We start from the raw sequence: 26,750 nt of genomic DNA, 5'->3' as shown, positions 1-26,750 counted from the left end.
CGACTGCCTGTCGGTCGGCGCCCTGCCGGGCAGGCAGCCGGTCACCGGCCAGGCGACCGGGTCGGATTTCCGGCCGGCGACACCACCTACTCACCTACGCTGCGAGTGGGGGCAGCGCCGACGAGGGGAAGCGCCGATGGCGGAGAAACCGCGGGTCGCCATGCTCGGGCTGGGCGGCATGGGACAGCCGATGGCGACCAACCTCGTCCGCGCCGGCCTGCCGACCGCCGTCTGGAACCGCCGGCCAGGTCCGGCCCGGAAACTCGCCGAGCGGGGCGCCGAGGTCGCCGACAGCCCGGCCGACGCGGTACGCCGGGCCGACGTGGTGATCACGATGGTCACCAACGCGGACGCGGTCCGGTCCATCGCGATCGACCAGGGCATGCTGGCCGCGATGGCCGAGGGCGCGATCTGGGCGCAGATGAGCACGATCGGGGTCTCCGAGACCGAACGGATCGCCGGGCTGGTCCGCGAGCAGCGGCCGGACGTGGTACTGCTCGACGCCCCGGTGGCCGGCAGCCGGGGCCCGGCGGAGCAACGCCGGCTGGTCGTCCTCGCCTCCGGTCCGGAGCAGGTCCGGGACCGGATCGCCCCGGTCTTCGACGCGCTCGCGCAACGGACGGTCTGGGGCGGTCCGGCCGGTACCGGTTCGCGGCTCAAACTGGTCAACAACATGCTGCTCGCCTTCCTGGCGGAGGGCATCGCCGAGGCGATGGCGCTCGGTCACTCCCTCGGCCTGGACCGGACGGCGGTACTCGGCGCGTTGCAGGGCAGCCCGCTGGTCTCGCACTGGGCGGCGGAGAAGCTGGAGCGGATCGGCCGCGACGAGTACGCGGCGCAGTATCCGCTGTCCCTCGGGCTCAAGGACGTCAACCTGGCGCTGTACGAGGTCGACATCGACCGGTTCCCGGTGGCGAACAGTCTGGCCGCGCAGTGGCAGCGGGCCGTCGAGCACGGGCTCGGCGAGGACGACGTCACCGTACTGGCCCGGGCGCTGCAACACTGAGGTCAGCAGCGCCCGGCTCCCGCCCGTTCGGCGAGGTCACGGAATCCCCGCTCGACCGGCAGCACCGAACCCGTGATGCCGTCAGCCCGGCCAGACGGCGTCACCGAGCTTTCGTAACTTGCCGTCCATCGCATCTTGGGTCTCCTTCGGCATCCACTTCTCCCACGCCGCGTCGACGGCCGGACCCGAGAAGAGGCCGACCACGAACCCCGCGCCGCCGCCGGCAACCGCACCCGGCACACTGCCCCAGGCACCACCCGCGGCCGCGCCCACGACGATCGCCGCCGCCGTACCGGCGCCGGTACTCAGGAACCCGGAAACGATCGCCTGACTGGGTGACTTGCCGTCCTTGATGTCGTAGACGACGGTGCCGATGGCGATCGGGGTGCCGATCAGCGGGACCTTCGCGCCGACCGCCGAGGCGAGCCGGAGGTAGCGTGCCGCCTTGACCCCCTGCCTGCCCAGCGACCGGTTGGTTCGGTCGAACCGGTCGGCGTCACCCCCCGTTCCCCGGCGAGACTCCGGATACGGGTTGGTCCGGTTGTGTGCCCGGGTCTGGCCTCCGATCGACCTGCCGCGCTCGGCCCACTTCCTCGCCTGGTGTGCGGCGACTCCGGCCACGATGGTCGCGTCGGCGAACACGGCGGCGTGGAACGGCCACTTCTTCGCGAGATCGTCGACGAGGTTCTTGATATAGAGCTGCTTGACGCTGTAGTCCTTGCGGATCGCCTGGATGTCCCGCTCGGCCCGCCGGTACGCGGCAACCTTCTTCTGATGCTCCTGATGGGCCGCGTACGCGGCGGAGTACGCCTGTTCCTGTGGCTGGGGTGCGCGCGGCGGCAGTTCCGCCGGAGCGCCCGGCCCGGCGCCCGGGTCGACGATTCCCTTGGCCGTCAGGGTCAGTCCGGCGGCTTCCGCCCGGTCCCGCACCGCGTCCATCCGACGTTTGTGCACTTCGTATTCGTCAACCCACTTCTCGCCGATGGAGAACGCCGTCTCACCGTCCTTGGTCACCTCGTCGGCCTTCTTGCCACCGGTGGTCATCCGGTCGCGGAACTGCTCCCCGGCCGGTCCCTCCCAGTCGGTCTGGGTGTTGGACCTGGCTCGGTAGGCCTGGGTGACCGAGGCGTCCACCTCCGCCGACAAGGTGCCCTTGAACCACCGGGACAGGGCGTCCACGCTGCCCGGGTCGCCTTTGATCGTCGTGTCGAGAGCCATCAGTTGCTCCTCGTGGCGGAATCGGAGCGGTCAGTTCTTGAACCGCTGTCGGGCCTTCTCGTCCTGCGCGAGGTAGTCGGCGCGGGCCTTGGCAACCGTTTCGCCGGCCGCGACAAGGCCGATGGACACCTGCCCGGCATCCCGGGTGAGCTTGTCGGTGAGCCGTTGGAAGGCGGCGGTCAACTCGCCGGCGTCGAGACCGCTCGGCGCGGCTGCGGTGCCCGCCAACTCGTCACCCGCCTTACGCAGTGCGGTCGCCGTCTCGTCGAGCGTGTCCGGGTCGACCCGGAACTCGTGCCCCACTGCTCATCCCGCCCTTCTGCGGTGCACCTCGGGGATCTCCGCGTCGACCAGTACGACGTCGAACGGCGCGTACGCCTCGATGGCGTCGAACGCCGAGGTGCTGACGACGACCCAGGGCTGCTCCGGCCCGCAGCACTCGATCAGGCGGTCGAGGGCGGTGTAGACGAGGACGGCCACCTGCTCGTCACCGGTGGCGTGCAGATCGGGTCTGAACGATTCACTGCTCGCCTCCTCGCAGGCCAGGTACACGACCGGCGGGATCACTGGTGCGGGCGCCATGGGACTCCTCCTCGTACGCGTCGTCGACCCCACCGACAACGGCGGTGGAGGTGGATTCCGGCAGGTCCGGCGGTGATCGGCGGGTTCGGCTGCCGGGCCGAGGATCTCTTTGGGCGGACGCCCGGTCCGGCGTCGTCCGACGACGAGACCTGGGACGAGATCCGGACCGCTGGCACTGGTTCGTGACCCGGTCACTGTCTCCGGTCGGCCTTCCGGCGCACTGACGTATCCCTGACGCCGGGCGTCAGCGTCGCAAGCCGTGGCAGTCCGCAGGCCGGCATCACCCGCCGAGCCAGGCGATCATGGACTTCCGGGTTTCCGCCTGACCTGCGGGACGGCGGCGAAGGTGGGTGGCCCGGCGGCGGTGACCGGGGACTGGTTTCGGCACCGTTTCGTCGCGATCAGGCCCAGAACCGGGCGACCTCGGCGGCGTGCGCCCGACCGACCGCCCGGCCGGCCTGCGCGGCGGGACCCCGGGTCGCCGGGGAGAGCGGATTGGCGCCGAACGCGGCCACGGAGGCGTCGTCGGCGTACACGACCAGCACCTCGGCCGGGCGCAGCCGCTCGATCTCGTCGGCGAGGCCCTCCAGCGGTGCGGGCGCGTCGGGCAGCGACGGCGTGATCACGAGTACCCGGTCGCTGCCCTGGGCGAGATCGGCGTTCGTGCCGGACCGGACCCCGCCGTCGACGTACCGTCGGCCGCCGATGGTGGCCGGTGGCCAGACCCCGGGTACGGCGCAGCTCGCGGTGACCGCGTCGACCAGGTCCACGCCGGAGTCGGGGGTGAAGACCACCAGCTCGCCGGTCTCGGCGTCGACCACCGGCACCAGCAGGTTCCGGTCCGGCCAGACCCGGGACGGCAGCCGTCCGGCCACCGCTGTACGCCGGACCGCCTCCTCGACCGTCGGCGCCGCCAGTGCGAACGCCGCGATGCGCCGGCGGACCTCCTGCGGCGAGGTCGCCCCGGCCGCCGTGGCGGCAAGCCGGTTCCACAGGTCCTCGAGGTCGAGATCGACCTCCAGCTCGCTGGAGTTCGGGTCGAGCTGCCGGTCGAAGAGGTGCGCCAGGTCGGTACCGCTGGTGATCTGCGCCGCGACGGCCGAGCCGGCCGAGGTGCCGACGACGACGTCGGCCGCGACCAACGCCGGTCGCAGCTCCGGGGCCTTGTCCCGGATCCCCAGCAGCACGCCCAACTCCCAGGCGATTCCCGCCACCCCACCACCGGCGAGCACGAGTGCCCTGTTCACGATGCGCTCCGATCCTGTCGATCTTGTCGACCAGGTCAATCTAACCGGGGCCACCGGGCGCGCGGCGGCGAATGCGATGATCACCGCCGTGCAGCGGGTCTGGACGGACTGGGGCGGCGTGCTCACCGCCACGCTCCTCGCCGTGCCGGCAACGGTGCTGCTGGGCGTACTGCTGGTGCGGTGGCGCCGGGCCGCCGGGGTGACTGCCGGTCGGGCCCGCCGGTGCACCGTCGCCGAACTGGGGATGCTGCTCGGCACCCTGCCGTGGCTGTGGATGATCATGACTCCGCGCGGGGATGGTCGGGCGCTCTCCCTCGTGCCGCTGCGGGAACTGGTCGACCAACTCCACGGCGAACCGACCACCGCCGTGGTGCAGATCGGCGGCAACCTGCTGGTCTTCGCCGCGTTCGGCGCACTCGCACCGGTCCGCTGGCGGATCGGCGCGGGTACCGTGGTCGCGGTCGCCGCCGTCGCCTCGGCCACCGTCGAAACCCTTCAGTACGCCGCCGGCATCGGCCGGGTGACCAGCCTCGACGACGTACTGCTGAACGCCGGTGGGGCGGGGCTGGCCGCGCTCGCCAGCATCGGATTCCGGCGGCATCGATCCACGTCTTGACGGTCATCAGGGGCGACCCTAGGTTTACCCGGATGTAACAGCCGACTTCCGGAACTGTCGCGATCCATCGTGTTCACGCGATCCGTCGTGTCCACGCGTCGCATCCGGCGGAATGAGATGAGGTGGGCCGGCTTGTCGTGGTGGGACCGGGTACGACGGGACCGGATTCTGCTGCTCGCCACACTGCCCGGGGTCGGACTCCTGCTGACGTTCCACTATCTTCCGTGGCTCGGCAACGTCATCGCGTTCAAGGACTACCAGCCGTACGTCGGAATCCTGGACAGCCCGTGGACCGGGTTGGCGAACTTCCGGATCATCGTCAGCGGAGATCCCGCGTTCCTCAACGCCCTGACCAACACCCTGGTCATCACCCTGCTCCAGGTGCTGATCGTCTTTCCCGCACCGATCGCCCTGGCGCTGCTGCTGGACAGCCTGATGTCCGAACGCCTCAAGCGGGCCGTGCAGAGCATCCTCTACCTGCCGCACTTCCTGTCCTGGGTGATCGTGGTGGCGATCTTCATGCAGTTGCTCGGCGACGGCGGCCTGCTCAACACCTTCCTCCGGGACCACGACCTGGGCACCGTCAGCATCGTCAACAACCCGGACGCCTTCTTCGCACTGGTCACCGGCCAGGTGCTGTGGAAGGACGCCGGCTGGGCGACGATCCTCTTCCTGGCCGCACTGTCCCGGATCGACAGCACGCTCTACGAGGCGTCCGCGGTGGACGGCGCCACCCGCTGGCGGCAACTGTGGCACATCACCCTGCCCGCGCTGCGCAGCCTGATCGTGCTGCTGCTGATCCTGCGGCTCGGCGACGCGCTGACGGTCGGCTTCGAGCAGATCGTGCTCCAGCAGGCGGCGGTCGGGGCGGACGCCAGCGAAGTGCTCGACACGTACGTCTACAACAACGGCATCCTCGCCGGTGACTGGGGAGTCAGTGCCGCCGTCGGGCTGGTCAAGGGCGTGGTCGGGCTGCTCCTCGTGCTCGGCGCCAACCGGCTCGCGCACCGCTTCGGAGAGCAGGGGGTCTACCAGCGATGACCGACCGGGTCACCGTCGGCGGCGTCACCGTGGCGTCGAAGCCGGTACGCGCGCTGAAGGGTGTGGTGCTGGCGCTCTGCTGCGCCGCCGTGATCGTACCGTTCGCCGGCATCGTCTCCACCAGCCTCGCCACCCGGGAGCAGCTCACCCGGGACGGCGGCTTCGTGCTCTGGCCCGACCAGGTCAGCTTCGCCGCGTACGCCGCGATCCTCTCCGGTGGCGTGGTGACCCGGGCGACCCTGGTCAGCCTCTTCGTCACCGCCGCCGGTACGGCGTTGAGCATGGCCGCCACCATCCTGCTGGCGTACGGGCTGAGCCGCCCCCGCTCGGTGGCGCACCGGCCGCTGCTGATGGTGGTGCTGTTCGCCCTGCTCTTCACCCCCGGGATCATTCCGAGTTACCTGGTGGTGAAGAGTCTCGGGCTGCTCGACTCCTACTGGGCGTTGATCCTGCCGGTCGCGGTCAACGCGTTCAACGTGATCGTCCTGCGGGCGTTCTTCCTGGACCTGCCCCGGGAGGTGATCGACGGCGCCCGGATCGACGGCGCCGGTGACCTCGCCATCCTGTTCCGGATCGTGCTGCCGCTGAGCCGGGCCGTACTCGCGGTCATCGGCCTGTTCTACGCGGTGGCGTACTGGAACGCGTTCTTCAGCGCACTGCTCTACCTGAACGACACCGCGAAGTGGCCGTTGCAGCTCGTGCTGCGGACGTACGTGGTCAACCAGACGCAGCTCGGCGTCGACCAACTCGGTGCGGCCGGCACGGCGCTGCCGCCCCAGGAGGCGATCCAGATGGCCATCCTGGTGCTCTCCATCGTCCCCGTCCTCGTCGTCTACCCCTTCGTGCAACGGCACTTCACGAAGGGCGTACTGCTCGGCGCGGTCAAGGGCTGAACCCGCTCCTCCTCCCCCGATCCCCCGCAGGCGTCACGCCAAGGAGCAGAGATGACCAGTTCTCCGTCGATCGGTCGGCGGCAACTCCTTACCGGTGCGCTCGGCACCGCCGCCGCTCTCGCCACCCCGGGCCTGCTCGCCGGCTGCGGCGACGGCGGCTCCACCGGCAACAGCGACCAGAACCGGGCCAGCGGTTCGGCCAGGCTGCCGAACTACCTGCCGTACACCGGGGTCCGGCCGGACCTGCGGGGCAACCGGCAGGGGCTGCTGGACGCGTTCCTGAAATATCCGGAGCCGCCGGTACGGGCCACCGATGGCCCGCCCGGCGACGGCGGCGAACTCTCCGCCTTCGTCCTCACCAACTCGCCGGTGCCGCCCGCCGTCGGGCAGAACCCGTTCTGGCAGGAGATGAACCGGCGGCTCGGCGTCGACCTGCGGCTGACCATCGTGCCCAATCCCGACATGCCGGCCAAGTTCGCCACCCTGGTCGCCGGGGACGACCTGCCGGACGTGATCGTGCCGGCGCTGTTCACCCCCAACGGCCTGCCCGCCGGTACGGCGAACCTGCCGGCCTGGCTCGCCGCAAAGTGCCAGGACCTCTCCCCGTACCTGTCCGGCGACGCGGTGCACGAGTACCCGTTCCTGGCCAACCTGCCCACCGACGCGTGGCGGGACTGCCGCTACAACGGCGGCATCTACGGCCTGCCGGTGCCCCGGGGCATCGGCGGCACCCTGATGATGCGCCGGGACGACCTGTTCAAGTCTCTCGGCGCCGACCCCCAGCCGGAGAGCTTCGCCGAGTTCCGGGCGGTCTGCCGGAAACTCACCGACGCCCGGGCCAACCGCTGGGCGCTGGCCCAGGCTCCGCTCGACTTCGTCCGCCAGATGCTCGGCAACCCGTGGCGGTGGAAGATGGAGGGCGGCCGGCTGGTCAGCGCGTACGAGAGCGAGGAGTTCCGGCAGGCGCTCTCGGACACCGCCCGGCTGGTCAAGGACGGCGTGGTGCATCCGGACAGTTTCAGCAACAACGCGCCGACGAAGAAGTGGTTCAACGCGGGCAGCGCGACGATGATCACCGACCGGTACACCGCCTGGCCGCAGTTCTACGCCGAGAACATCGCCGGCCCCGACTTCGACATCGGTGGCATGCGCCCGCCGAGGCACGAGGGCGGCGGGTTCGCGGCCACCTGGCAGGCCCAGGCGACAAACAACTTCACCGCGTTCAAGAAGGCCGACGAGGGCCGGGTCCGGGCGCTGCTGAAGGTCTGCAACTGGCTGGCGGCACCGTTCGGCACCGAGGAGTGGCTGCTCCGCCGGTACGGCCTCGCCGGAGTGCACTACCGGATGTCCGACGGCGGGCCGGAGTTGACCCAGGCCGGGGTCAGCCAGACGGTACTCGGGATCCGCTACATCGTGGACGCCCCCGACGTCATCTTCGTACCCGGCGAGGCCGAGGCGACCCGGAAGTCGTACGAGTACCAGGCGTCGATCATCCCGACGGCGGTCAAGGACCCGACCCTCGGACTCTTCTCCGACACCTGGTCCCGCCGGTCCGGCCAGCTCGGCACGATCGTCAACGACGCCCAGATGGACGTCCTCAGCGGTCGCAAGCCGGTCTCGGCCTGGGACGAGGTCCTCAAGCAGTGGCGCAGCACCGGCGGCGACAAGGTCCGTACCGAGTTCGAGGAGGCCATCGCGAACAGCAGCGACTAGCGGTCGCGGGGCGCTGGCCGGGCGGTGTGCTCAGACGTCGGCCGGGCGGTTGCGCAGGGCCCGCCGGACCAGGGTCGGCAGCAGCGACGCGGCGAGCAGGAAGATCGCGGCGACGACCAGCCAGCCGACGGTGCCGTGGCCGCCGACGGCGAGGGTGAACAGGGCGGGTCCGAAGATCTGCACCGTCGCGGTGGCCGCCTCGGCCAAGCCCTGGTACGCGCCGAGTGCCTGCTCCCGGGCCAGGCCGAGCGACAGTGCCCAGCTCGACGCGACGTACCCGAGTTCGCCGGCGAGGTGCGCCAGCGCCGCGACCACCACGACGGTGACCGCGACCGGGCCGGCCCCGCCGCTCGTGCTGGCCAGCAGCAGGCAGCTCACCGCCAGTGCGACGCCCGAGCAGACGGCCGTCCGGGTGGCCGCCGCCGGGGTGCGGGCGAGCCGGGTCGCCGGCACCTGTCCGGCGGCGATGCCGACGGAACTGATCACGACCACGATGCCGCTGAGCACGAGCGGTAGCCGGGTCGACTGTGAGATCCACAGTGGCAGGCCGGTGGAGAGCATCGCCCAGCAGAGCGAGAGGAGCGCGACGGCGGCGGTGACGCCGACGTACGGCAGGTCGCCGACGGCGGCCCGGACGTTCGCCCGGACCGGCCTGGTCGGGCCGTGGACCCGGCGGCCGGGAACGGTGGCGGTGACGACCGCGAAGACCGCGAAGGTGACCGCGTTGGCGGCGATGGCGACCGTGTAGCCGACGGGCCGGTCCACGGCGAGTACGGCGGCGCCGAGGCCCGCACCGGCGGCGTAGCCGACGTGCTGGGCGACCCGCTGCCGGGCCAGTTCGCGGACGCGTGCCCGGTTGTCGCGGACCAGTGCCGCCACCAGGGCGGTGCGGACCGCGCTGCCGCCGTTGGCCAGGGCGACGAAGGCGACGGTGACGACCAGGAAGCTCCAGACGCCGTCCACCAGCAGGTAGCCGGCCATGGCGGCGGTCCGGACCACGGCGATCACGACCAGCACCCGGCGCGGGTCGTGCCGGTCGGCGAGGGCGCCGAGCGGCACGGCCGCCGCGAGCCCGAAGGCGGCGGCGACCGCCATGCCGATCCCGACGGTACCGGCGGAGATGCCGACGATCCCGGTGAGGTAGAGCGCCCAGATGGTGAACCACATGCCGTCGCCGAGCGCCGAGACGCCCCGGCCCCAGAGCAGCCGGCGCAGTGCGCCGGCCGTCGTCCCCGTTGCCGGGCCGGTCCCGACCACCGCTGCGGATACGTCCACCGACGCCGACAACGTCCACCACCCTTCAGCAAATCCTGAAAGGTGAAGGTAGCGAGGAGCCCGTCGGGCCGCAACCGGAGTTCAGGAAATCGTGAATGATGCTAGGCTGCGGTTCGTACCGGAGGAGGGAGACGGCGTGACCGGCTGGGTGGATCCCGACGACCCTGCGCTGGCCGCCGCCACCTCGCTGGCCCGCGAACTCGCCGACCCGATCCGGCTGACCGCCCTGCAACTGCTGGCCGTCGAAGGTCCGCACACCATGACCCAGCTCGCCGACGCGCTACGGGTCAGCGCGCCACGGCTGGGCAACCACCTGGCCCGGCTGCGTGCCCGGGAACTGGTCACCGTCGAGCAGCGTGGACGGCACGTGGTCTACCGGCTGGCCAGCCCGGACACCGTCGACGTGCTCACCGCGCTGGCCCGGCACGGCCGCCCGGCCGCCCCGGGCCCGCGATCCGCCCGGCCGCCGTCGCCGGCCGAGGTCGCCCGCACCTGCTACGACCACTGCGCCGGCCGGCTGGGCGTCGCGGTCTTCGCCACCCTGGTCGAGCGGGGCGCCCTGCTGGCACCGGACGGGCAGCACGACGAGTTGCGACTCGGCCCGGACCCGAGCGCCCTCGCCGACCTCGGTGTCGACCTCGACGCCGTACGACCCGGACGCCGTAAACTCGCCACCGCGTGCCTCGATCGCAACCACCGGCTGCCGCACCTCGGCGGGGTGCTCGGCGCCGCCGTGCTCGATGCGCTCCTCGCCGACGGGCTGGTACGCCGCGCGGACGGCGAACGCGCCCTGACCCTCACCGACAGCGGCGCCCGGAACCTTCCCGTCCTGCTGCCGGACTTCCCCGCCCCACCCGCCGACCCGGCCCCGGATCCGACCACCACCACCGCCGCAGAGCGGTAACGACACCGATCGGTGCGCGGCGGCGGCCCCACACGGGGCATCGCGGCACACTCGACCGCCACCGTGTCCGGGACCGCCGGCACCCACTGGATCCGCCCGCCGGCACCCACCGGATCTGCCCGGGACCGGCCAGCGGTGCCGGGTGGACCGAGGGTCCGGACACCCCCCGTGTGGTGTCCGGACCCCGCCGCCCCGTCGGGACAGGCCCGGTCTCAGGCGTCCCGGTACCGGAACAGCAGCGCACCGGCGAGCAGCGCGGCGCCGGCCCAGATCGCCAGCACGCCGAGCCCGGCCCACGGACCGATCGGCTGCCGCTCCAGCGCGGTGGTGGCCTGTACGGCCAGCCCGGACGTCATCGGCGCCGCCTTCTCCAGCCGGTGCTGCCACTTCGGGTCGCCGACGAGTTGCACCAGCACCGGAGCGCTGTACAGCAGGACGAGCACGGCGACCATCGCCCCGGCGGTGTCCCGCAGGGCGGTACCGACGCCGATCGCGAGCAGGGCGACCAGGCCGAGGTAGAGCACGGTGCCGGTCACGGCACGCAACGTCGGCTCGTCGAGCAGTGAGGGCGGCGGATAGCCGTTGGCCGCACTGAAGCCGTTGCCCGGCAGGATGATCCGACTGACGAGCAGCGAGCCGAGCACCCCCGGCACGGCGGCGACCAGCACCGCCGCGGTGACCACGCCCGCCTTGGCCGCCAGCACCGTACCCCGACGCGGGTTCGCGGCCAGCGTCGTGGCGATCAGGCCGTTGGCGTACTCGTTCGTCACCGCGAGTACGGCGAGCACCACCACCGCGAGCTGGGCCACCCGGACCCCCCACAGGCTGACCCTGGTGGTGTCCTCGAAACACTCGGTCGGCGCCGGGCACCGGGCGATGTCGACCGCCGACACGGACAGCGCGCTGAACACCACCGTGGCGACCACGAGCGCCAGCAGCAACCAACCGTTGCCCGGCAGGCTACGCAGCTTCGTCCACTCCGCCCGGACCGCCATGCCCCCTCCACCGCCCCGCCCGGTCACGCGTCCCGCCGCCGGACCAGCCAACAGGCGGCGGCCACCGCCACGGCGACGTACCCGGTCAGCACGGCCAGGCCCAGCCATGGGCTGTCCGGCACGCAGCCCGCCTCCGGCAGGCACACCGAGGCCACGTGCTCGTACCGGGGATTCGTCTGCTGGATCGAGAAGCCGGCGGACGGCAGTAGTCGCATCATCCAGCGCGCGGCGGTCAGCGGCAGCGCACCGGCGACCATCTGCGGCAGCACCATCAGCAGGACGACCACGGTGATCGCCCCGGCGCTGCGCCGCAGTACCGTGCCGAGCGCCAGGCTGAGGACCGCGACCAGGGCCAGTACCAGCGCGGTGCCGACCACCGCCCGGAGCACCGGCCAGTCGGTCAGCGACCGGTCGGGGAAGAGCGGCGCGACGAACCCGCTCTCCCGCTGGCCGGGCTGGCTGACCAGGAATGCGGTGGCGCAGGTGACGAGGCCGACGACGAAGGTCACGCCGGCCAGCACCACCGCCTTGGCCAGCACCACCCGGCCGCGCCGGGGGCTCGCCGCGAACGTGGTCCGGATCATGCCCCGGCGGTACTCGGCGGTGATGAACAGGGCCCCGAGCGCGACGATCGGCAGCAGTCCGATCAGTGCCCCACTCAGGCTCATCCGGGTCAGGTCCTCGTCGACCGCGCGCGGCGCGACGTCACCGCTGCCGGTCACCGTACTGGCACCGGTGGCGTCCGGAGCGCCGCTGACCAGGGCGACCGGCGGAACGTCCGGGCCGTCGAGCCCGTCCGGCGCGCCGGGGGCGGCCGGGGCGGCCGGACCGGCACCGGGTGCGGTCGGCTTGGCCAGGCCGGTCATCCCGATCGCCTCGTCGGTCCAGTTCGCCGCCGGCTGTCCCGTCGCGGGTCGGACGGCGACGTCGTCGAACCGGGCCGTGCTCCAGGTCGAGGAGGACGTCACCGACGTAGCGTTGAACTGCCGCTCCACCCGGTCCGCGCGCGGCGAGGCGACGAAGAGCCCCACCTCGGCGGTTGCCGGCAGTCCGGCCAGCTCGACGCTGCCGACCCTGCGCCAGGTGGTGCCGTCGGTCGACTCGTACCCGGTGACGGTGGCGCCCGCACGGGTCAGCCGGAGCCAGGGTTCGCCCCTGGCGATGGTGCCGGCCCGGTCGACGACGAAGTTGGTCTGCCAGCGGACTCCGTGACCGGGGGTGTAGAGCATCGCCGCGTACCGGGCGCCGGGGGCGGTGCCGTCCTTGACCATGAGGCCGGCCTTGGCCCACGGCTGGTCCGGGCCCTCGACGGCGACCAGTTCGCGTACCCGGGCGGTGATGGTGCCGTCGCCGGTCAGCGGCTGGTGCACGAACCGGAAGGCGTCCTCCACCTGCCCGCCGTGCGGGCCGACCGGCGGAGGCGCGACCGAGTCCCGCTGGAACGAGCTGCCCGCCGCGCTCAGCAACGAGACCAGGATCGTCAGGCCGACCGCGGCCAGCATGATCAGCCCCCAGCGGGGTACCGAGCGCAGCTTGGTCCATTCGGCCCGGACCAGCCGGCCGAAGCCGACGCGGGAGGTGCCGAGGCCGCTGCCGGCCGGGCCGAGGTCGGTTCCGTGCGGTGTCGTCGTGGTGGTCATCTCACGCCTCCCGGCCGGCCGTGGCGTCGACTTCCGCCGGGTCGGCGGCGGCGCCGAACTCGGCCGGGCCGGTCACGGCGGTGAACTCGGCGGCGTTGCCGGTGAGTTCGAGGTACGCCTCCTCCAGCGAGGCGCGGTGCGCGACGACCTCGGAGAAGGGCAGCGCCCGCGCGGTGAGCAGGGTGACGACCGACTCGGCGGTCAGCCCGGAGACGGTGAGCGTCTCGGCGTCGATCGCCGCGACGGTGGCTCCGGCGTTGGCGAGCAACTCCATCGCCTCCGCCCGCCGGGTCGTACGCAGCGCCACCCGGTCGCCGGACGCGGTGGCCAGCAGCGCCGCCACGCTGGTGTCGGCGATCAGGCGCCCACGGCCGATCACCAACAGATGGTCGGCGCTGCCCTCCAGTTCGCTCATCAGGTGACTGGAGACGAGTACGGCCCGCCCCTGCGCGGCCAGCGACCTCAGCAGGCCACGGATCCACCGGATGCCCTCCGGGTCGAGCCCGTTCACCGGCTCGTCGAGGAGCAGCACCGGCGGATCGCCGAGCAACGCCGCCGCGATACCCAGCCGCTGTCGCATGCCGAGCGAGAAGCCGCCGGTCCGGCGCCGGGCGGCGGCACCCAGGCCGACCTGCTCGACGACCTCGTCGACCCGGCGGGTGGGCAGGCCGTTGGAGTGCGCCATCCAGAGCAGATGGTCCCGGGCCCGGCGCCCGGGGTGCACCGCGCCCGCGTCCAGCAGCGCGCCCACCGCGCGCAGCGGCGTACGCAGCGACCGGTAGGGCCGCCCGCCGACGAGCGCGGTACCGCCGTCGGGCGCGTCCAGCCCGAGGATCATCCGCATCGTGGTGGACTTGCCGGCGCCGTTGGGCCCGACGAAGCCGGTGACCCGGCCGGCGGGGACGGTGAACGACAGGTCGTGTACGGCGACCGTGCCGCCGTACCGCTTGCGCAGGCCCCGGGCCTCGATGGTTGCTTCCATGCCGGCGAGGCTACGGAGCCGAACCGCTCCCGGTCGTCACGCGGCGGAGCAGTCTTCGCCGCTCCCGGTGCGGGTGACCGGCCGGCTCCGGGTCCCTCCTGCGGGGGACGCGGCGACCGCCGGACGGGCTGACGCGGGCCTGGGCCGGCCCGGGCCACAATGACCTCTGTGGACCAGCCGAAAGTGGTGATCGAACGGGCGGTCGCCGCCGGCCGGCGGGTGACCGGGGCACCGGAGTGGCCGACCGCCGCCGGCCTGCTGCTCGGGCTGCTGGCGATGGTCGAGGTGGCGCTGCGCCCGGCCACCTCCGGGCCGACCGTCTCGGTGGCGCTGCTGCTCGGGCTCTGCGGCACGGTGCCGCTGGCGCTGGTGCGTACCCAGCTCGTGGTCGCGGCCGTGACCACGACCGCGGCCACCTCGCTGATCCTGGCCGGCATCGGACGGCCGACCGGCGCCAACCTGGTCGTCCAGCTCGCGATCCTGTACCTGGTCGGTCGGCGCCGGTCCCGGTGGATCGCCGTACCGATGGCGCTGCCCTTCGTCGGCCACCCGCTGATCGGTCCACTGTGGTCGATCGGTGGCGGGGCCGGGGCCGGCCGGCTCGCCGACGTGCTGCTGGCCGCCGCCGCCACGGTGGCGGTCGCCGCCGGCATCGCCCGCCGGTTGCGCCGGGAGGCGGCCGAGCGGGCCGTCTCGCGGCGGGTCATCGAGGACACTTTGCTGGAGCACGTGGCCCGGGGCGAGCGGGCCCGGATCGCCAGGGAACTGCACGACGTGGTGGCGCACCACATCTCGATGATCGCGGTGCAGGCGGAGACCGCCCGGCTGACCACGCCCGGCCTGCCGCCCGAGGGGGCGAGGCGGCTGGTCGGAATCGCGGAGACGGCCCGGGCGGCGCTGACCGAAATGCGCCGGCTGCTCGGCGTGCTCCGGTCGGACGCCGAGGGGGCGCCCACCCGCCGTCCCCAGCCCGGGCTGCACCAGCTCAACGACCTGTTGGACGAGGCCCGGGCGTCGACCGGTGCCGCCGCCCGGCTGGTCGTGCACGGCCGGGTGGTCCCGCTGGACCCGGGAATCGAACTGACCGCGTACCGGATCACGCAGGAGGCGCTGACCAACGCCCGCCGGCATGCCCCGGGTGCCGCCGTCGACGTCGTCCTGCACTACGCCGACGACGCGCTGCGGCTCAGTGTCCGGGACAACGGTCCGGGGCCGGCCGACCGCGCGCCGAGCGGGCACGGCCTGGTCGGGATGCGGGAGCGGGCGGCGATGGTCGGTGGCACCCTGACCGTCGGCCCGGCACCGGTCAGCGGATTTCTGGTACGCGCCACCCTCCCGTTCCCGGATCCGCCGACGGAACTTCCGGCCACCTCCCGGTCGGACGCGCTCGCGCCGGCACCACGGGATCCGGCGTGACCGGCCCGGGTGGCGGACCGGCGGTGGCCGGCACGATCCGGGTACTGGTGGTGGACGACCAGGAGGTGGTCCGGGCCGGCTTCGGCGCACTGCTCGGTACGCAGCCGGACTTCACCGTGGTGGGCAGCGCGGCGGACGGTGCCGAGGCGGTCCGGCTCTGCCGGCAGGCCCGACCCGACGTGGTGCTGATGGACGTCCGGATGCCGGTGATGGACGGCATCGAGGCGACCCGGCTGATCACCGACGCCACTCCCCCGGCCGCCGGGTCGCACCCGACCGGCGGCGGTACGACGTCGGCCGGCGGGCCGCCCCGGATCATCATGCTCACCACCTTCGACCTCGACGAGTACGTCTACGACGCGCTCTGTGCCGGCGCCAGCGGCTTCCTGCTGAAGGAGGTGACCGCCGAGCGGCTCTTCGACGCGGTCCGGGTGGTGGCGGCCGGGGACGCGCTACTCGCGCCGGCCGTGACCCGGCGACTCATCGGCGAGTTCGCCCGGCTGCGCCCCCGGCCGCCGCAGCGGGCCACCCTGCTCGACGCGCTGACCCCACGGGAGACCGCCGTGCTCCGGTTGGTCGCCGAGGGGCTCTCCAACACGGAGATCGCCGATCGGCTGGTGATCAGCGAGGAGACGGTGAAGACGCACGTCAGTCGGGTGCTCGGCAAGCTCCGGCTGCGGGACCGCACCCAGGCGGTGGTCACCGCGTACGAGTCGGGGCTGGTGGTGCCGCGCGGCACCCGGTGAGCCGGTCAGCCCGATGAACGAGCTACGGAGGTCCGGTCGGCCGCGTCGATTCCACGCGTGACCGCGCGGCCCGTGGCGACCTCGCCGTGACGCTGTCATCGGACATCTGCCGGAACCCCGCGCGACCCCGGCGGTACGTCCGTAGGACTTTGCCGCGCGGCCTTGCGGGCGGGCCGAGCGGCGGTGAAAAGTGAGATCGGTACCGAACTGCCGGCCCTCTCGGTGAAAGGCCACGGATGTCCGAGCGTGTCCCCGCCACCAGTAGTCACGACCTGCCGGTGCCCCCGGCACTCGCGGAGTTCATGCTCGGCGGCTGGGGGCCCACGGAGGCGCCGGTCCGGACGGATCCCGGGGTGGCCGGCTGGGCGGCGAAACGCCGGGCCCGGCTGTCCGGGATGTTCCCCGGCGAGCACCTGGTGATCCCGGCCGGCGGACCGCCGGTACGCAGCAACGACCAGTTCTTCCGGTTCCGGCCGGGCTCCGACTACACCTGGTTGACCGGTGACGGGGACCGGGGCGGGGTGCTGGTGCTGAACCCGGCGGGCGAGGCGACGCTCTACACCGACGAGCCGCCCCGGCCCGGTACCGCCGCCTACTGGACCGACCGCAACGCCGGCATCGTCTGGAACGGGCCCCGGGCCGACCTGGCCACCCTGGGCGAGGCGCTGGAGATCCGGTGCCGGCCGATGGGCGAGCTGGCCACGACGCTCGGCGCCGCCGGCCGGACCCGGCTGCTGCGTACGGTCGATCCGGTGGTGGACGCCCTGGTGCCGGTGACCGATCCGGTCGCCGACGGCGACCTGGTGGTGGCGCTCGCCGACCTGCGGCTGATCAAGGACGAGTGGGAGGTCGGGCAGCTCCAGCACGCCGTCGACGTCACCGTACGCGGCTTCGAGGACGTGGTCCGGGCGCTGCCGGCGGCGCTGGCCGGCGGTGGCGAGCGGTGGTTGGAGGGCACCTTCGCCCGGCGGGCCCGCACCGACGGCGAGGAGGTCGGCTACCAGCCGATCGTCGCGGCCGGCGGGCACGCGGCGGTGCTGCACTGGAACCGCAACACCGGTCCGGTACGCCCCGGCCAGTTGCTGCTGCTGGACGCCGGGGTCGAGGTGGGCAGCCGCTACACCGCGGACATCACCCGGGTACTGCCGGTCGACGGCCGGTTCAGTCCGCTCCAGCGGGACGTCTACGAGCTGGTCCGCCGGGCCAACGACGCGGCGATCGGGCAGCTCCGGCCCGGGGCGATGTTCCGGGACTACCACTGGGCGGCGATGGCGGTCTTCGCCGCCGGTCTGGTCGACCTCGGTCTGCTGCGCTGTTCGGTGGAGGAGGCGCTGGATCCGGAGCGTCAGCTCTACCGCCGCTGGACGCTCTGCGGCTCCGGGCACATGCTGGGGCTGGACGTGCACGACTGCGGGCGGGCCACCACGGCCCGCTACGTCGAGGGCGAGTTGCAGGCCGGCATGGTGTTGACCGTCGAGCCGGGGCTCTATTTCCAGCCCAACGACGAGCTGGTGCCGGCCGAGCTGCGTGGGCTGGGGATGCGGATCGAGGAGGATCTGCTGGTCACCGAGGAGGGCAGCCAGAACCTGTCGGCGGCGCTGCCGCGTACGGCTGACGACGTCGAGAGCTGGATGTCGGGGCTGGCCGGCTGAGCGGGGACGTCGACTGGTCGTCGGCGGTACGGCCAGGATCGGAACAAGTCCGGCAGAGCGGCCAATTGTGATCGTATGTTGGGGCCGTGCGACGGGACAAGGGGGTGACCTGGGAGGAACTCTTCTTCGATCTTGCCTTCGTCTTCGCGGTGATCCAGCTCTCCGCGCTGCTGCGCCGCAACCACGACTGGCTGGGCACCACGCAGGTACTCATCCTGTTCGTCTCGATCTACTGGACCTGGGTCGGCACCACCGTCTACGCCAACCAGCGCGACATCGGCAACGCCCGGGACCGGGTGGGGATCTTCGCGCTCGGGCTCGGCAACCTGGTCCTGGCGCTGGCCATCCCCGGCGCGTACGGCGACCGTGGGCTGCTCTTCGGTTGCGCGTACCTCACGATCCGGTTTCTGCTGGCCGGGCTGGCGCTACAGAACCTGCACCAGTGGCGGGCCTTCTTCCTCGGCCCGTTCGGGGTGGGCTCGATCGTGGCCGGGCCGCTGCTGCTGGCCGGCGGGCTGACCTCCGGAACCACCCGGACCGTCCTCTGGGCGATCGCCTCGCTGCTCGACGTCTCCAGCCCGTGGATTCTGCGCCGGCACCTGGGCCGGGTACGCCTGCTGCCACTGCACTACACCCACCGGTACGGGCTGCTGCTGATCCTGGTGCTCGGCGAGTCCGTCCTCGAGGTGGGCGCGGTGGCGTCGACCGAGCGACTGACCGCCGCCCGACTCTTCGCGATCGGCGCGTCGTACGCGTTCGCCTGCGCGCTCTGGTGGGCGTACTTCGTCTACGGGATGTGGGCGTTCCGCCGGGCGATCGCCCGCGCCGAGAACCAGGGCGACGTACGCCGGTCCATCCTGCTCTACGGCCACCTGCTGTTCAGCTCCGGCGTGATCGCCGCGGCGGTCGGGCTGGCCGAGGTGGTGTCGGCCCCGGACCAACCGTTGCTGCCCAGCGACGCCGCCCTGCTCTGCGGCGGTGCCGCGCTCTTCCTCATCACGTTCGCCTACACGCACTGGCGGATCCACCGGCAGGTGGCCTGGCGCCGGCTCGGCGCGGGGCTGCTCTGCCTGCTGATGCTTCCGCTCGCCATGCTGACGCCGGGCCTGGCCGCGCTGATCGTCCTGACCCTGGTGATCATCGCGGTCAGCCTGGTCGAACAGCTCATCCTGCGCCGGCAGGGCAGGGGTGAGTTCTCCGGGGTCGGCCCGGACGAACAGCTCGAGACCGGAGGTGGCCGGCTCGGCGAGGCCGACCGGCGCGGCGAGGGCGACGAGTGGGACACCGGCCCGGTGGTCAGCGACTAGGGGCCGAGCCGGTGAACGGCGCGGCGGCCGGTGTCGCAGCGCCTGGTTCGCCCATAACTCCACGAACTGGGCAGGTCACCTTGTAGACAGGAGTCCTACCGTCGCCCAGGCCAGGAGTACCCGTGTCGCACCACCTCGACTCGCCGCTCGCCCTCCAGGACACCCGGCTCGACCTGACCGACCAGTACGTCTTCCCGGGCGAGAACGGGACCGTCCTGGTCATGAACCTGAACAGCTCGGCCGCCGGCAAGGACGCCAAGCCGGGCTTCCATCCCGAGGCCCGGTACGAGTTCAAGGTGCATCTCGACGGCGCGACGGTGGAGAACCTCACCTACCGGGTCAGCTTCGACGAGCCCGACCGGGCCGGTGGCGAGCAGGACGTCCGGCTGCACCTGCTGACCGGGGCGGAGGCGCCCGACGACACGGCGACCGGCGAGTTGATCGCGCAGGGGCGTACCGGGAACGTGATCTCGGGGCCGAACGGGCTGCGGCTGTGGGCCGGCCGGGCGGTCGACCCGTTCTACATCGACCTGACGCTGCTCGCCGCGATCGGCTCGGCGGTGAAGGACGGCGCCCGGCTGGACCTGACCGGCTGGCGGTCGGACGCCGCCAAGAACAGCTTCGCCGACACCACCATCCAGTCCATCGTGCTGGAGATCGGCGACGACGACCCGGGGATCGGCGCCAACCGCGACATCTGCACCTGGATCACCAGCAAGCTGGCCACCGACGCGGGCGGCTGGCGCCAGGTCAACCGCTTCGGCCACCCGATGGTCTGGCCGATCCTGCGCCAGCCCGTCGACACCGACTGGTCCGGCAGCGCCAACCTCGGGCACCCAGAGACCGACGCCAGCGCCGACGGCGACCGGATCGCCCGCCTCGTCGCCGGAGTGGTGGCCGCGAACGGCACCTCGCTCGACCCGCCCGGGTACGGCCGGCAGGTCGCCGAGCGGCTGTTGCCGGACCTGCTGCCGTACCGGACCGGCACCCCGGCGAACTACGGCTTCAACGGCTTCAACGGCCGTACCCTGGCCTGCAACGCGCCGGAGACGATGTTCTCGCTGATCCTGAACCGGGCCACCACCGCCGGGCTGACCGCCCAGCAGAACGCCAGCGCCCGCAGCGACCGTTTCCCGTACGTCGTCGCGGCTCGCTGACGCCGGCCGGGGCAGTATCACGCCCGGCCGGCACCGTTCCGGACCGTCGCCGTCCACGACAGCCTCGTCGGACGACTCCTCGACGTCGGCCGCGCTCAGTCCTGGAACATCCCGGCGAGCACCTCGGCGGTCCGGGCCGGGTTGGTGGCGACGAAGTAGTGGTCGCCGGGCACCATGTGCAGGCTGGCGATCCGGTCGACGGGAATCCGGGCGGTGACCGCGTCCCGGGTGCAGAGCCCGTCGTCGGTGCCGAGCAGCACGTGCACCGCCCGGGACCGTACGCCCTGGAAGCCGTCCGGGGCGAGCGCGATGTCCCGGCGGAACCGGGGCAGCAGCAGTCGGATGATCTCCTCGGAGGTGAGTTGACTGGTCGGCAGCAGCCCGGTGTCGCGCAGCCCGGCGAGCAGCGTCTCGTCGTCCTCGGAGACCAGCGCCGGTCGCTGCGTGCCGGGCAGCATCGGCGGGGCGGAGAGGACCACCTGGGTACCGCCGAGTCCGTCTCCGGCGGCGTCGGCCATCGCGGCGGCGAGCACCGCACCGAGGCTGTGCCCGAACAGCACCGCACCGTCCGAGAGGTAGGGCGTGCCCGCCTGCCACCAGGCCCGGGCCGCGTCGGCGATGGTGGCGCCGTCCCGGTAGGTGGCCTCGCCGGCCACCACCCGCCAGGAGCCGGGCAGGTGCCGGGCCAGCCGGGTGAACGCGCCGGAGGAGCCGCCCGCGTACGGGATGCAGAGCAGCGTGCGCCCGGGACCGTCGCGCAGTACCCGCATCCGGACCGTCGCGGGCCCGTCGGCCCGGTTGCGCAACTGGAACCGGGCGAGCTTGCCGGTCGAGGTGGTCGGCAACGCGTCGACCACCTCGACGACGGCGGGACGCTTGTGCGCCGGCAGCCCGGCCCGGAACGCCGCCCGGGCCGCCCGGCGCAGCGTGCCCGGGTCGACTCCGGCGGCCGGTACCAGGTAGGCGACCGCCTGCTCCAACCCGGCCTGGTCCCGGGCGCCGACCACCGCGCACTGGGCGAGCCCGTCGAGATCCCGGACCGCCGCCTCGACGTCGAGCGGCGAGACCTTGTAGCCGCCGATGTTGATCAGGTCGTCGTGCCGGCACAGGTAGCGCAGGTCCCCGTCCGGATCCTGCCGGACGATGTCGCCGGTGTAGGCCCCGCCGTCGGCGAAGGTCCGCGCCGCCGAGTCGGGACGGTCCAGGTAGCCGACCGCCACCGACGGACCCGACACGTGCAGCCGGCCCTCGGTGCCGTCCGGCACGACCCGGCCGCCGTCGTCCCGGACACTCACCGTCGTCCCGGGTACCGGTGTTCCGGTCGAGCCGGGCTGGCTGCCCCGGGTGGCCAGCACGATGTGCAGCACCTCGGTCGCGCCGAGCCCGTTGACCAGCGGTACCCCGAAGGTGGCGGTGAAGTCGGCGCAGAGGGCCGCCGGCAGGTGCTCCCCGGCCGAGACGGCGAGGCGTACCGAGCCGAGGTCGGGAACGCCGGTCTGGTCGGTCGGGTCGCCCTGCCCGGCCCGGTCGAGCAGGGCGGCGTAGACCCGGGGCACCGAGCAGAGCACGGTCGGGCGGTGCCGGGCGATCGTCGTGGCCAGCCGGTACACGTCGGGTGGACCCTGGTTGAGCAGTACCCCGGCACCGGCGGCGAGCGGGAAGAGCAGCGAGTTGCCGAAGCCGTACCCGAAGGAGAGCTTCGCGGTGGAGAGCACCAGGTCGTCGGGGCGGAGGTCGAGAATCCGACCGAACCCGTCGAGTACGCCCGCCACGCCGGCCGCGCTGTGCAGCACCCCCTTCGGCTTGCCGGTGCTGCCCGAGGTGTACTGGATCAGCAGTACCCGGGAAGGCGGCTGGCTGACCGGCGGCGGTGCCGGCGGCGCACCGAGGTCCAGCCAGTCCGCGCCGCCCCGGGGCAGCCCGGCCAGCCCGGCCTGGTCGGCCCGCGCGGCACCCCGTTCGTCGGCGTGCAGGAAGCCGGCGCGGCAGTCCTCGGCGATGAACGCGAGTTCCGCCTCGGTCAGCATCGGACTCACCGGTACGGCGACGGCGCCGCACCACCACAGTCCCAGGATCGCCACCGCGGTCGGCAGGTCGTCGTCGGCCACCACCAGTCCCCGGGTGCCGGGACCGATCCCGGCCTCGGTCAGCCGGGCGGCGTAACCCCGCACCGCGCGGTACAGCTCCGCGTAGCCGAGCCGCCCGCCCGCGCCGGTCAGGTAGGCGACCCGCTCACCCCGACCGAACGCGAGTTGTCGCCCCACCAGCCGCTCGACGAGGTTGGTGCTCCCCATGATGAGACCTCCAGGATGGCTGCGTTGCCGGACGGTTCGATCGCCAGCGCGAGAACGCTCGTCGGCGCCGGAGCGCTGGCGCAGTACGCGACGGCGCAGGCCGCCGCCAGCAGGCCACCGGCCGCGCCGAAGTCGCCGAGCGCCCGTTCCAGGTGCCAGACCGGCCGGACCCGGTCGTCGGCGAGTGTCCTGACCAGTTCGGTGTCGAGGGTGGAGACGACCGCCGCGACCGGACCGCCGGCCGGCCCACAGACCGTGCGGAGCAGGTCACGGCACCCGGCCGCCAGGTCGGAGCGGTCGAGGGTGGTCCGGTGGAACCGTCCGAGCCGGATACCCGGTTCGCCGTCCCGGCCCGGTGACACCGCCAGACAGCCGGCGCCCTCGCCTGCGACGAACCCGTCGGCGAGTCCGGCCACGCTCCACCGGCTGACCGTCGCCGAGCCGCCGACCAGGGCCCGCGCCGCGTCGCCGTACGACACCAGCCGGGCCGCCTCGACCAGCGCGGCCAGCCCGGCGGTCGTACCGCCGGTGAGTGTCTCGTTCGGGCCGTCGATGCCGAGTCGGATGGAGACGGTCGCCGCCGGCCCGTTGAACGCCGAGGCGGGGCCGATGATCGGGCTGCTCAGGCCGGGGTCGAGAGTGGAGGCTTCCACGCAGATGGTGGCGTACTCGGTCAGCCCCGCGCTCGAACTGGCCCAGAGTACCGCCGCCGGGCCGGCGTCCGCCGGGTCGAGCACCGACGGCGCGAGCCACCGGTCGGGCGGGCCGCCGGCCGCAGCCGTACCGGCGTCGGCCGCAGCCGCCAGCGCGAGCAGCGACTCGGGCGGCAGGGCCCGCAGTCCCCGCCCGGCGACGGCGGCCGGGATCCGGGGCTCGACCGGGGCCTGCGTCCGGCGGTCGACCGGCCCGAGGTCGGTGTCCGGGGCCTCGAAGCGGCGCAGCGGCACCGGCGGCAGCGGCCCTCCGGCGACCAGCCGGGCCAGGTCCGCCGCGTCGGCCACGCCGGGCAGCCGCAGTCCCAGGCCGCGTACGGCCAGACAGTCGTCAACGGGTGGCACGGTCGCCCCTTCCGAGCAGTACGGCGGCCGGACAGTCGTCAACCGGTGGCACGGTCGCCCCTTCCGAGCAGTACGGTCGAGACGCCGCCGCCGAAGCCGAACGCCTGGCTCAGCACCACCCCGAGCGGGGCGCGCCGGCCGGCCGGCTCGACCAGGTCGATGCCGCCGCAGGCCGGGTCGGGCTCGACCAGGGTGACGTTGCCCGGCACCAGTCCGTCGGCCAGGGCCCGCACCGCGACGATCGCCTCCAGTGCGGCGGCGGCTCCCTCGGCGTGCCCGAACTGGCCCTTGATCGAGCTGACCACCGGCCGACGTCGGCCGGCCAGTGCCTTGGCCACCGCCCGGGCCTCGATCCCGTCGCTGGCCTGGGTGCCGGTGCCGTGTGCACAGACCCAGTCCACGTCGTCGCTGGTCAGCCGGGCGCGGTCGAGACAGCCGTGGATTGTCGAGACCAGTCCGTTGCCGTCCGGGTGCGGCTGGGTGGGATTGTGCGCGTCGGCCGCGGCGGCGCAGGCGAGGATCCGGGCCAGCGGCCGGCCGCCCCGGGCCACGAGCCGGTCGACCCGTTCCAGGACCAGCACTCCGGCGCCCTCCCCGGGGATGGTGCCGCGCCGGTTGACGTCGAACGGCCGGACGGTGTCCACCGCGAGGGCGCGCAGCGAGGTGAACATGGCGAGGATCTCCAGCGAGAGTTCGGAGACGCCGCCGCAGACCGCGACGTCGACCTCGCCGGCCGCGACCGCGCGGGCGCCGGCCGCGACCGCACTGTTCCCGGCCGCGCAGCCGGGTGCGAACAGCACCGTCGGCCCGGTGACCGTGACCACCTCGCGGAGTGTCGCCAGCAGCGCGTCCGGGTCGGCCCAGGTCCGTCCGGGCACGTCGAGCCGGCCGGACCCGATGCCCCGGTCCAGCACCGGTCGGGTGGCCATCACGGTGCCGACGAAGACGCCGAGTAGGCGCCCGCGCCCCTGCTCCGGAATCCCGGCGTGCCGGAGCGCCTCCAGAGCGCCCGCGGCGAGGAACCGGGCGGCCAGCGACTCGTGGCCGGGGACCATCGCGTCGAGGTCGGCCACGGCGCCGGCCGGTACCTCGGCGCCGCACCGGGCCGGGTAGCGGGACATGTCGAAGCGGGTGACCGGGCCGGTCAGCACCCGCCGTTCGGTCACCGCCGTCCAGAGCGCGTCCGCGCCGAGGCCGGCGGCGGAGACCGCGCCGACGCCGGAGACCGCCACGGCCGGGCGGCCGGTACGGTCACGGTCCAACGGAGATGCCCCGATCCCGGAGTACGGCGAGCGTGTCGCCGAAGTCCTGTAGCCCGGCCGCCTCCTCGTCGGTCAGCCGTACGCCGAGCTGCCGCTCGATGCGTACGACGAACTCGACCTTCTGCACGGAGTCGATCCCGAGGTCCTCGTAGAAGGCCGCACCCTCGGTTATCTCGTCCGGATTGACCTCGAAGATCTCCGCCGCCAGGTCCCGTAGGACCGCGGCCGACACCACGCCTCGCTGTGCCAAGTCCGGCTCCCTTCCCGATCACCGCTCGCCACATTACGTGGAACTTGCGGGTGGGCTCACAGTGAAGTTTTCCAGGAAGGAAACGACGCGGGAATCGTTGCGGATGCGACCGAAGAGCTTGTTCGCGCCGCCCGAATAGCTCGTTACCGCAACCCGATCGGGTCGGCCCGGAACGGAAAACTTCGTACCGCCACCGGCGGATCCTCGATGTCGGAGGATGGTCGGTTCCACCCTCGACATTGTCGTTGATCACTACCGCGTGATCAAGTGAACTCTGATCAGGGCAACCGTGCCGACGTCAGGGCAATCGCGCCGACGTCAGGGCACCAGTGTCACCGGGCCGGCGTCTATGCCGACCCGGAACAGGGCGTACGGCCGGCGGCGCCGGTCCACCCCGCCGGAGTAGTCGGGCTGCCGGTGGTACTGGTTGGCGGTGACGTAGAGGTAACCGTCCACACTGATCGACATGGTGTCCGGCCAGAGCAGTCGCGGGTCGCGTACCAGGGTGTCGAACCGGCCGTCGGGGTGCCGGCGCAGGATGGCGTTCTGCTCGTACGCGCCGAGGTAGAGCCGGCCCGCGTCGTCGGCCTCCAGGCCGTCGGAGCCGGACCCCTTGTCGCCCTCGTCGCGGATCGTCCCGGCCACCTCGGCGTCGTCCAGCGACCGGTCGACCAGGGCGTCCACCGAGACGCTGTAGAACCGGCGGGAGGCGAGCGGGCAGTAGTAGAGGCGGCTGCCGTCGGCCGAGAGCGCGATCCCGTCGGAGCCGATCGCGACCGGGCTGGGCGGGCCGTCGGGCGGGCAGACCACGAACGGCCGCCCCTCGACCAGCGGCCGGAACGTGGCCGGCGGTTCGGCCTTGGTGGACGGATGGTCGTGCAGCCGACGCCAGGCGCTTCCGCTGGCCAGGTCCACCACGACGATCCCGTTCGGACCGGAGTTGGACGAGTCGGTGAGGAAGGCGACCCCGGCCGATCGGCGGCGCAGGTCGAACCGGACGTCGTTGAGGTACGACGTCGGCAGGGCCACGTCCTCGGGAAACAGGATGGTCTGGGTGACCAGGTCGGTGTCGAGGTCGACGCAGACCAGCTTGGGGCCGCCGGGGCGGGCCGGTCGGAACATCGGTCGGCCGGTGTCGAGCACCCAGAGCCGGTCGGTCGGGTCGACGACCACGCTCTGCACCGAGACGAACGAGCCGGCGTCGTCGTCGCCGGCCGGGTTGTTCCAGTCCTGGTCCGGATAGGGCCGGCAGGTCCCGTCCCGTACCTCGGCGACGGTGGCCTCGACCTGGTCGCCCCAGTGCGGGAAGTTGACGAAGATCCGCCCCTGCCGGGAGACGCTGACCCCGGTCGGCATCGCGTCGGGGAAGATGTGCACCGTCTCCAGCCGGCCGTACGGCTCGTCAGTGGTCAGTTGGTCGCTCATCCGGCCCCCCGTGGCGCACCCCGTACCGAGCCGCCGGTCCGGCGGCCGGCTCCGCCACCCCGTCACTCTAA

General features: G+C 72.9%; 24 protein-coding genes. 11 read left to right on the top strand and 13 right to left on the bottom strand.

The features are described 5' to 3' along the window. Positions 1-7: 7 nt before the first annotated feature. Positions 8-1,006 carry an NAD(P)-dependent oxidoreductase gene (locus Pen02_RS10410; RefSeq protein WP_307837707.1) on the top strand — a complete coding sequence of 333 codons (999 nt, stop codon included), beginning with the start codon at positions 8-10 and terminating at the stop codon, positions 1,004-1,006. Positions 1,007-1,087: 81 nt separating this feature from the next. On the opposite strand, the gene Pen02_RS10405 is transcribed toward Pen02_RS10410, so the two are convergent. The 4 genes from Pen02_RS10405 to Pen02_RS10390 all read right to left on the bottom strand — a co-directional run bounded on the left by Pen02_RS10405 (position 1,088) and on the right by Pen02_RS10390 (position 4,053). Beyond that, positions 1,088-2,224, bottom strand: a complete 1,137-nt coding sequence (locus Pen02_RS10405; protein WP_203865737.1) for a hypothetical protein — start codon at positions 2,222-2,224, stop codon at positions 1,088-1,090. A gap of 30 nt (positions 2,225-2,254) precedes the next feature. Beyond that, the gene (locus Pen02_RS10400) at positions 2,255-2,527 is read right to left on the bottom strand and encodes a hypothetical protein (RefSeq protein WP_203865736.1); all 273 of its coding nucleotides are present in this window, start codon (positions 2,525-2,527) and stop codon (positions 2,255-2,257) included. Between the two features lie 3 nt (positions 2,528-2,530). Further along, positions 2,531-2,806, bottom strand: coding sequence for an SAV_915 family protein (locus tag Pen02_RS10395; protein ID WP_203865735.1), 276 nt, complete (start codon positions 2,804-2,806; stop codon positions 2,531-2,533). A gap of 401 nt (positions 2,807-3,207) precedes the next feature. Continuing rightward, entirely contained in the window at positions 3,208-4,053 is an 846-nt protein-coding gene (locus Pen02_RS10390; protein ID WP_203865734.1) for a patatin-like phospholipase family protein, read from the bottom strand. Position 4,054: 1 nt separating this feature from the next. On the opposite strand from Pen02_RS10390, the gene Pen02_RS10385 reads away from it, so the two are divergent. The 4 genes from Pen02_RS10385 to Pen02_RS10370 all read left to right on the top strand — a co-directional run bounded on the left by Pen02_RS10385 (position 4,055) and on the right by Pen02_RS10370 (position 8,316). Beyond that, on the top strand, positions 4,055-4,669 hold the full coding sequence (locus Pen02_RS10385) for a VanZ family protein (protein WP_239140415.1): 615 nt from the start codon (positions 4,055-4,057) through the stop codon (positions 4,667-4,669). Positions 4,670-4,801: 132 nt separating this feature from the next. After that, positions 4,802-5,710: an ABC transporter permease gene (locus tag Pen02_RS10380; protein ID WP_239140414.1), complete on the top strand. Its 909-nt coding sequence runs from the start codon at positions 4,802-4,804 to the stop codon at positions 5,708-5,710. Further along, on the top strand, positions 5,707-6,603 hold the full coding sequence (locus Pen02_RS10375) for a carbohydrate ABC transporter permease (RefSeq protein WP_203865732.1): 897 nt from the start codon (positions 5,707-5,709) through the stop codon (positions 6,601-6,603). Before Pen02_RS10380 ends, Pen02_RS10375 begins: the two co-directional genes overlap by 4 nt. A 51-nt stretch (positions 6,604-6,654) precedes the next feature. Further along, on the top strand, positions 6,655-8,316 hold the full coding sequence (locus Pen02_RS10370) for an extracellular solute-binding protein (protein WP_203865731.1): 1,662 nt from the start codon (positions 6,655-6,657) through the stop codon (positions 8,314-8,316). A 30-nt stretch (positions 8,317-8,346) separates the two neighbouring features. Here Pen02_RS10370 and Pen02_RS10365 read toward each other — a convergent pair whose 3' ends face one another. Then, complete coding sequence (locus Pen02_RS10365) at positions 8,347-9,591, bottom strand: MFS transporter (protein WP_203865730.1); 1,245 nt, start codon at positions 9,589-9,591, stop codon at positions 8,347-8,349. 136 nt (positions 9,592-9,727) lie between these two features. On the opposite strand from Pen02_RS10365, the gene Pen02_RS10360 reads away from it, so the two are divergent. Then, positions 9,728-10,495, top strand: a complete 768-nt coding sequence (locus Pen02_RS10360) for an ArsR/SmtB family transcription factor (RefSeq protein ID WP_203865729.1) — start codon at positions 9,728-9,730, stop codon at positions 10,493-10,495. Between the two features lie 212 nt (positions 10,496-10,707). On the opposite strand, the gene Pen02_RS10355 is transcribed toward Pen02_RS10360, so the two are convergent. From Pen02_RS10355 to Pen02_RS10345, 3 genes are read right to left on the bottom strand one after another with little or no spacing between them, the layout of a single operon-like run. Continuing rightward, on the bottom strand, positions 10,708-11,490 hold the full coding sequence (locus Pen02_RS10355) for an ABC transporter permease (protein ID WP_203865728.1): 783 nt from the start codon (positions 11,488-11,490) through the stop codon (positions 10,708-10,710). A gap of 23 nt (positions 11,491-11,513) precedes the next feature. After that, positions 11,514-13,130 (bottom strand): DUF1349 domain-containing protein, encoded by a 1,617-nt coding sequence (locus Pen02_RS10350; RefSeq protein ID WP_203865727.1) that lies wholly within the window; start codon positions 13,128-13,130, stop codon positions 11,514-11,516. Position 13,131: 1 nt separating this feature from the next. Continuing rightward, positions 13,132-14,112, bottom strand: coding sequence for an ABC transporter ATP-binding protein (locus tag Pen02_RS10345; protein WP_203865726.1), 981 nt, complete (start codon positions 14,110-14,112; stop codon positions 13,132-13,134). A 168-nt stretch (positions 14,113-14,280) separates the two neighbouring features. Here Pen02_RS10345 and Pen02_RS10340 point away from each other — a divergent pair, with 168 nt between their 5' ends. The 5 genes from Pen02_RS10340 (at position 14,281) to Pen02_RS10320 (ending at position 20,390) form a co-directional block, all read left to right on the top strand. Beyond that, entirely contained in the window at positions 14,281-15,528 is a 1,248-nt protein-coding gene (locus Pen02_RS10340; protein WP_239140413.1) for a sensor histidine kinase, read from the top strand. Next, on the top strand, positions 15,525-16,274 hold the full coding sequence (locus Pen02_RS10335; protein ID WP_239140411.1) for a response regulator: 750 nt from the start codon (positions 15,525-15,527) through the stop codon (positions 16,272-16,274). Before Pen02_RS10340 ends, Pen02_RS10335 begins: the two co-directional genes overlap by 4 nt. A gap of 236 nt (positions 16,275-16,510) precedes the next feature. Continuing rightward, positions 16,511-17,926: an aminopeptidase P family protein gene (locus Pen02_RS10330; protein ID WP_203865724.1), complete on the top strand. Its 1,416-nt coding sequence runs from the start codon at positions 16,511-16,513 to the stop codon at positions 17,924-17,926. A gap of 86 nt (positions 17,927-18,012) precedes the next feature. Then, a complete protein-coding gene (locus tag Pen02_RS10325) occupies positions 18,013-19,233 on the top strand; it encodes a low temperature requirement protein A (protein WP_203865723.1) in 1,221 nt (406 codons plus the stop codon). 122 nt (positions 19,234-19,355) lie between these two features. Further along, positions 19,356-20,390 carry a DUF4331 family protein gene (locus tag Pen02_RS10320; protein ID WP_203865722.1) on the top strand — a complete coding sequence of 345 codons (1,035 nt, stop codon included), beginning with the start codon at positions 19,356-19,358 and terminating at the stop codon, positions 20,388-20,390. Between the two features lie 95 nt (positions 20,391-20,485). Here Pen02_RS10320 and Pen02_RS10315 read toward each other — a convergent pair whose 3' ends face one another. The 5 genes from Pen02_RS10315 to Pen02_RS10295 form a co-directional block, all read right to left on the bottom strand. Continuing rightward, positions 20,486-22,684 carry an AMP-binding protein gene (locus Pen02_RS10315; RefSeq protein ID WP_203865721.1) on the bottom strand — a complete coding sequence of 733 codons (2,199 nt, stop codon included), beginning with the start codon at positions 22,682-22,684 and terminating at the stop codon, positions 20,486-20,488. Next, positions 22,606-23,742 (bottom strand): beta-ketoacyl synthase N-terminal-like domain-containing protein, encoded by a 1,137-nt coding sequence (locus Pen02_RS10310; RefSeq protein WP_203865720.1) that lies wholly within the window; start codon positions 23,740-23,742, stop codon positions 22,606-22,608. Before Pen02_RS10310 ends, Pen02_RS10315 begins: the two co-directional genes overlap by 79 nt. Positions 23,743-23,780: 38 nt before the next feature. Further along, positions 23,781-25,004 (bottom strand): beta-ketoacyl synthase N-terminal-like domain-containing protein, encoded by a 1,224-nt coding sequence (locus Pen02_RS10305; RefSeq protein WP_203865719.1) that lies wholly within the window; start codon positions 25,002-25,004, stop codon positions 23,781-23,783. Further along, on the bottom strand, positions 24,994-25,254 hold the full coding sequence (locus tag Pen02_RS10300; protein WP_203865718.1) for an acyl carrier protein: 261 nt from the start codon (positions 25,252-25,254) through the stop codon (positions 24,994-24,996). The genes Pen02_RS10305 and Pen02_RS10300 overlap by 11 nt, the downstream gene beginning before the upstream one ends. A 318-nt stretch (positions 25,255-25,572) precedes the next feature. Next, positions 25,573-26,679, bottom strand: a complete 1,107-nt coding sequence (locus tag Pen02_RS10295) for an L-dopachrome tautomerase-related protein (RefSeq protein ID WP_203865717.1) — start codon at positions 26,677-26,679, stop codon at positions 25,573-25,575. Between the last annotated feature and the right edge of the window lie 71 nt (positions 26,680-26,750).

It is taken from the genome of Plantactinospora endophytica (assembly GCF_016862915.1).
GTDB lineage: Bacteria > Actinomycetota > Actinomycetes > Mycobacteriales > Micromonosporaceae > Plantactinospora > Plantactinospora endophytica.
Note: the sequence above shows the minus strand (reverse complement) of the source record. Positions and strands in the feature narration are given on the sequence as shown.

Coding starts and splice junctions, on each gene's coding strand:
- Pen02_RS10405 (WP_203865737.1), bottom strand. CDS start 2,224: ATGGCTCTCGACACGACGATCAAAGGCGACCCGGGCAGCGTGGACGCC.
- Pen02_RS10395 (WP_203865735.1), bottom strand. CDS start 2,806: ATGGCGCCCGCACCAGTGATCCCGCCGGTCGTGTACCTGGCCTGCGAG.
- Pen02_RS10295 (WP_203865717.1), bottom strand. CDS start 26,679: ATGAGCGACCAACTGACCACTGACGAGCCGTACGGCCGGCTGGAGACG.
- Pen02_RS10355 (WP_203865728.1), bottom strand. CDS start 11,490: ATGGCGGTCCGGGCGGAGTGGACGAAGCTGCGTAGCCTGCCGGGCAAC.
- Pen02_RS10385 (WP_239140415.1), top strand. CDS start 4,055: ATGCGCTCCGATCCTGTCGATCTTGTCGACCAGGTCAATCTAACCGGG.
- Pen02_RS10375 (WP_203865732.1), top strand. CDS start 5,707: ATGACCGACCGGGTCACCGTCGGCGGCGTCACCGTGGCGTCGAAGCCG.
- Pen02_RS10350 (WP_203865727.1), bottom strand. CDS start 13,130: ATGACCACCACGACGACACCGCACGGAACCGACCTCGGCCCGGCCGGC.
- Pen02_RS10345 (WP_203865726.1), bottom strand. CDS start 14,112: ATGGAAGCAACCATCGAGGCCCGGGGCCTGCGCAAGCGGTACGGCGGC.
- Pen02_RS10370 (WP_203865731.1), top strand. CDS start 6,655: ATGACCAGTTCTCCGTCGATCGGTCGGCGGCAACTCCTTACCGGTGCG.
- Pen02_RS10315 (WP_203865721.1), bottom strand. CDS start 22,684: ATGGGGAGCACCAACCTCGTCGAGCGGCTGGTGGGGCGACAACTCGCG.
- Pen02_RS10330 (WP_203865724.1), top strand. CDS start 16,511: ATGTCCGAGCGTGTCCCCGCCACCAGTAGTCACGACCTGCCGGTGCCC.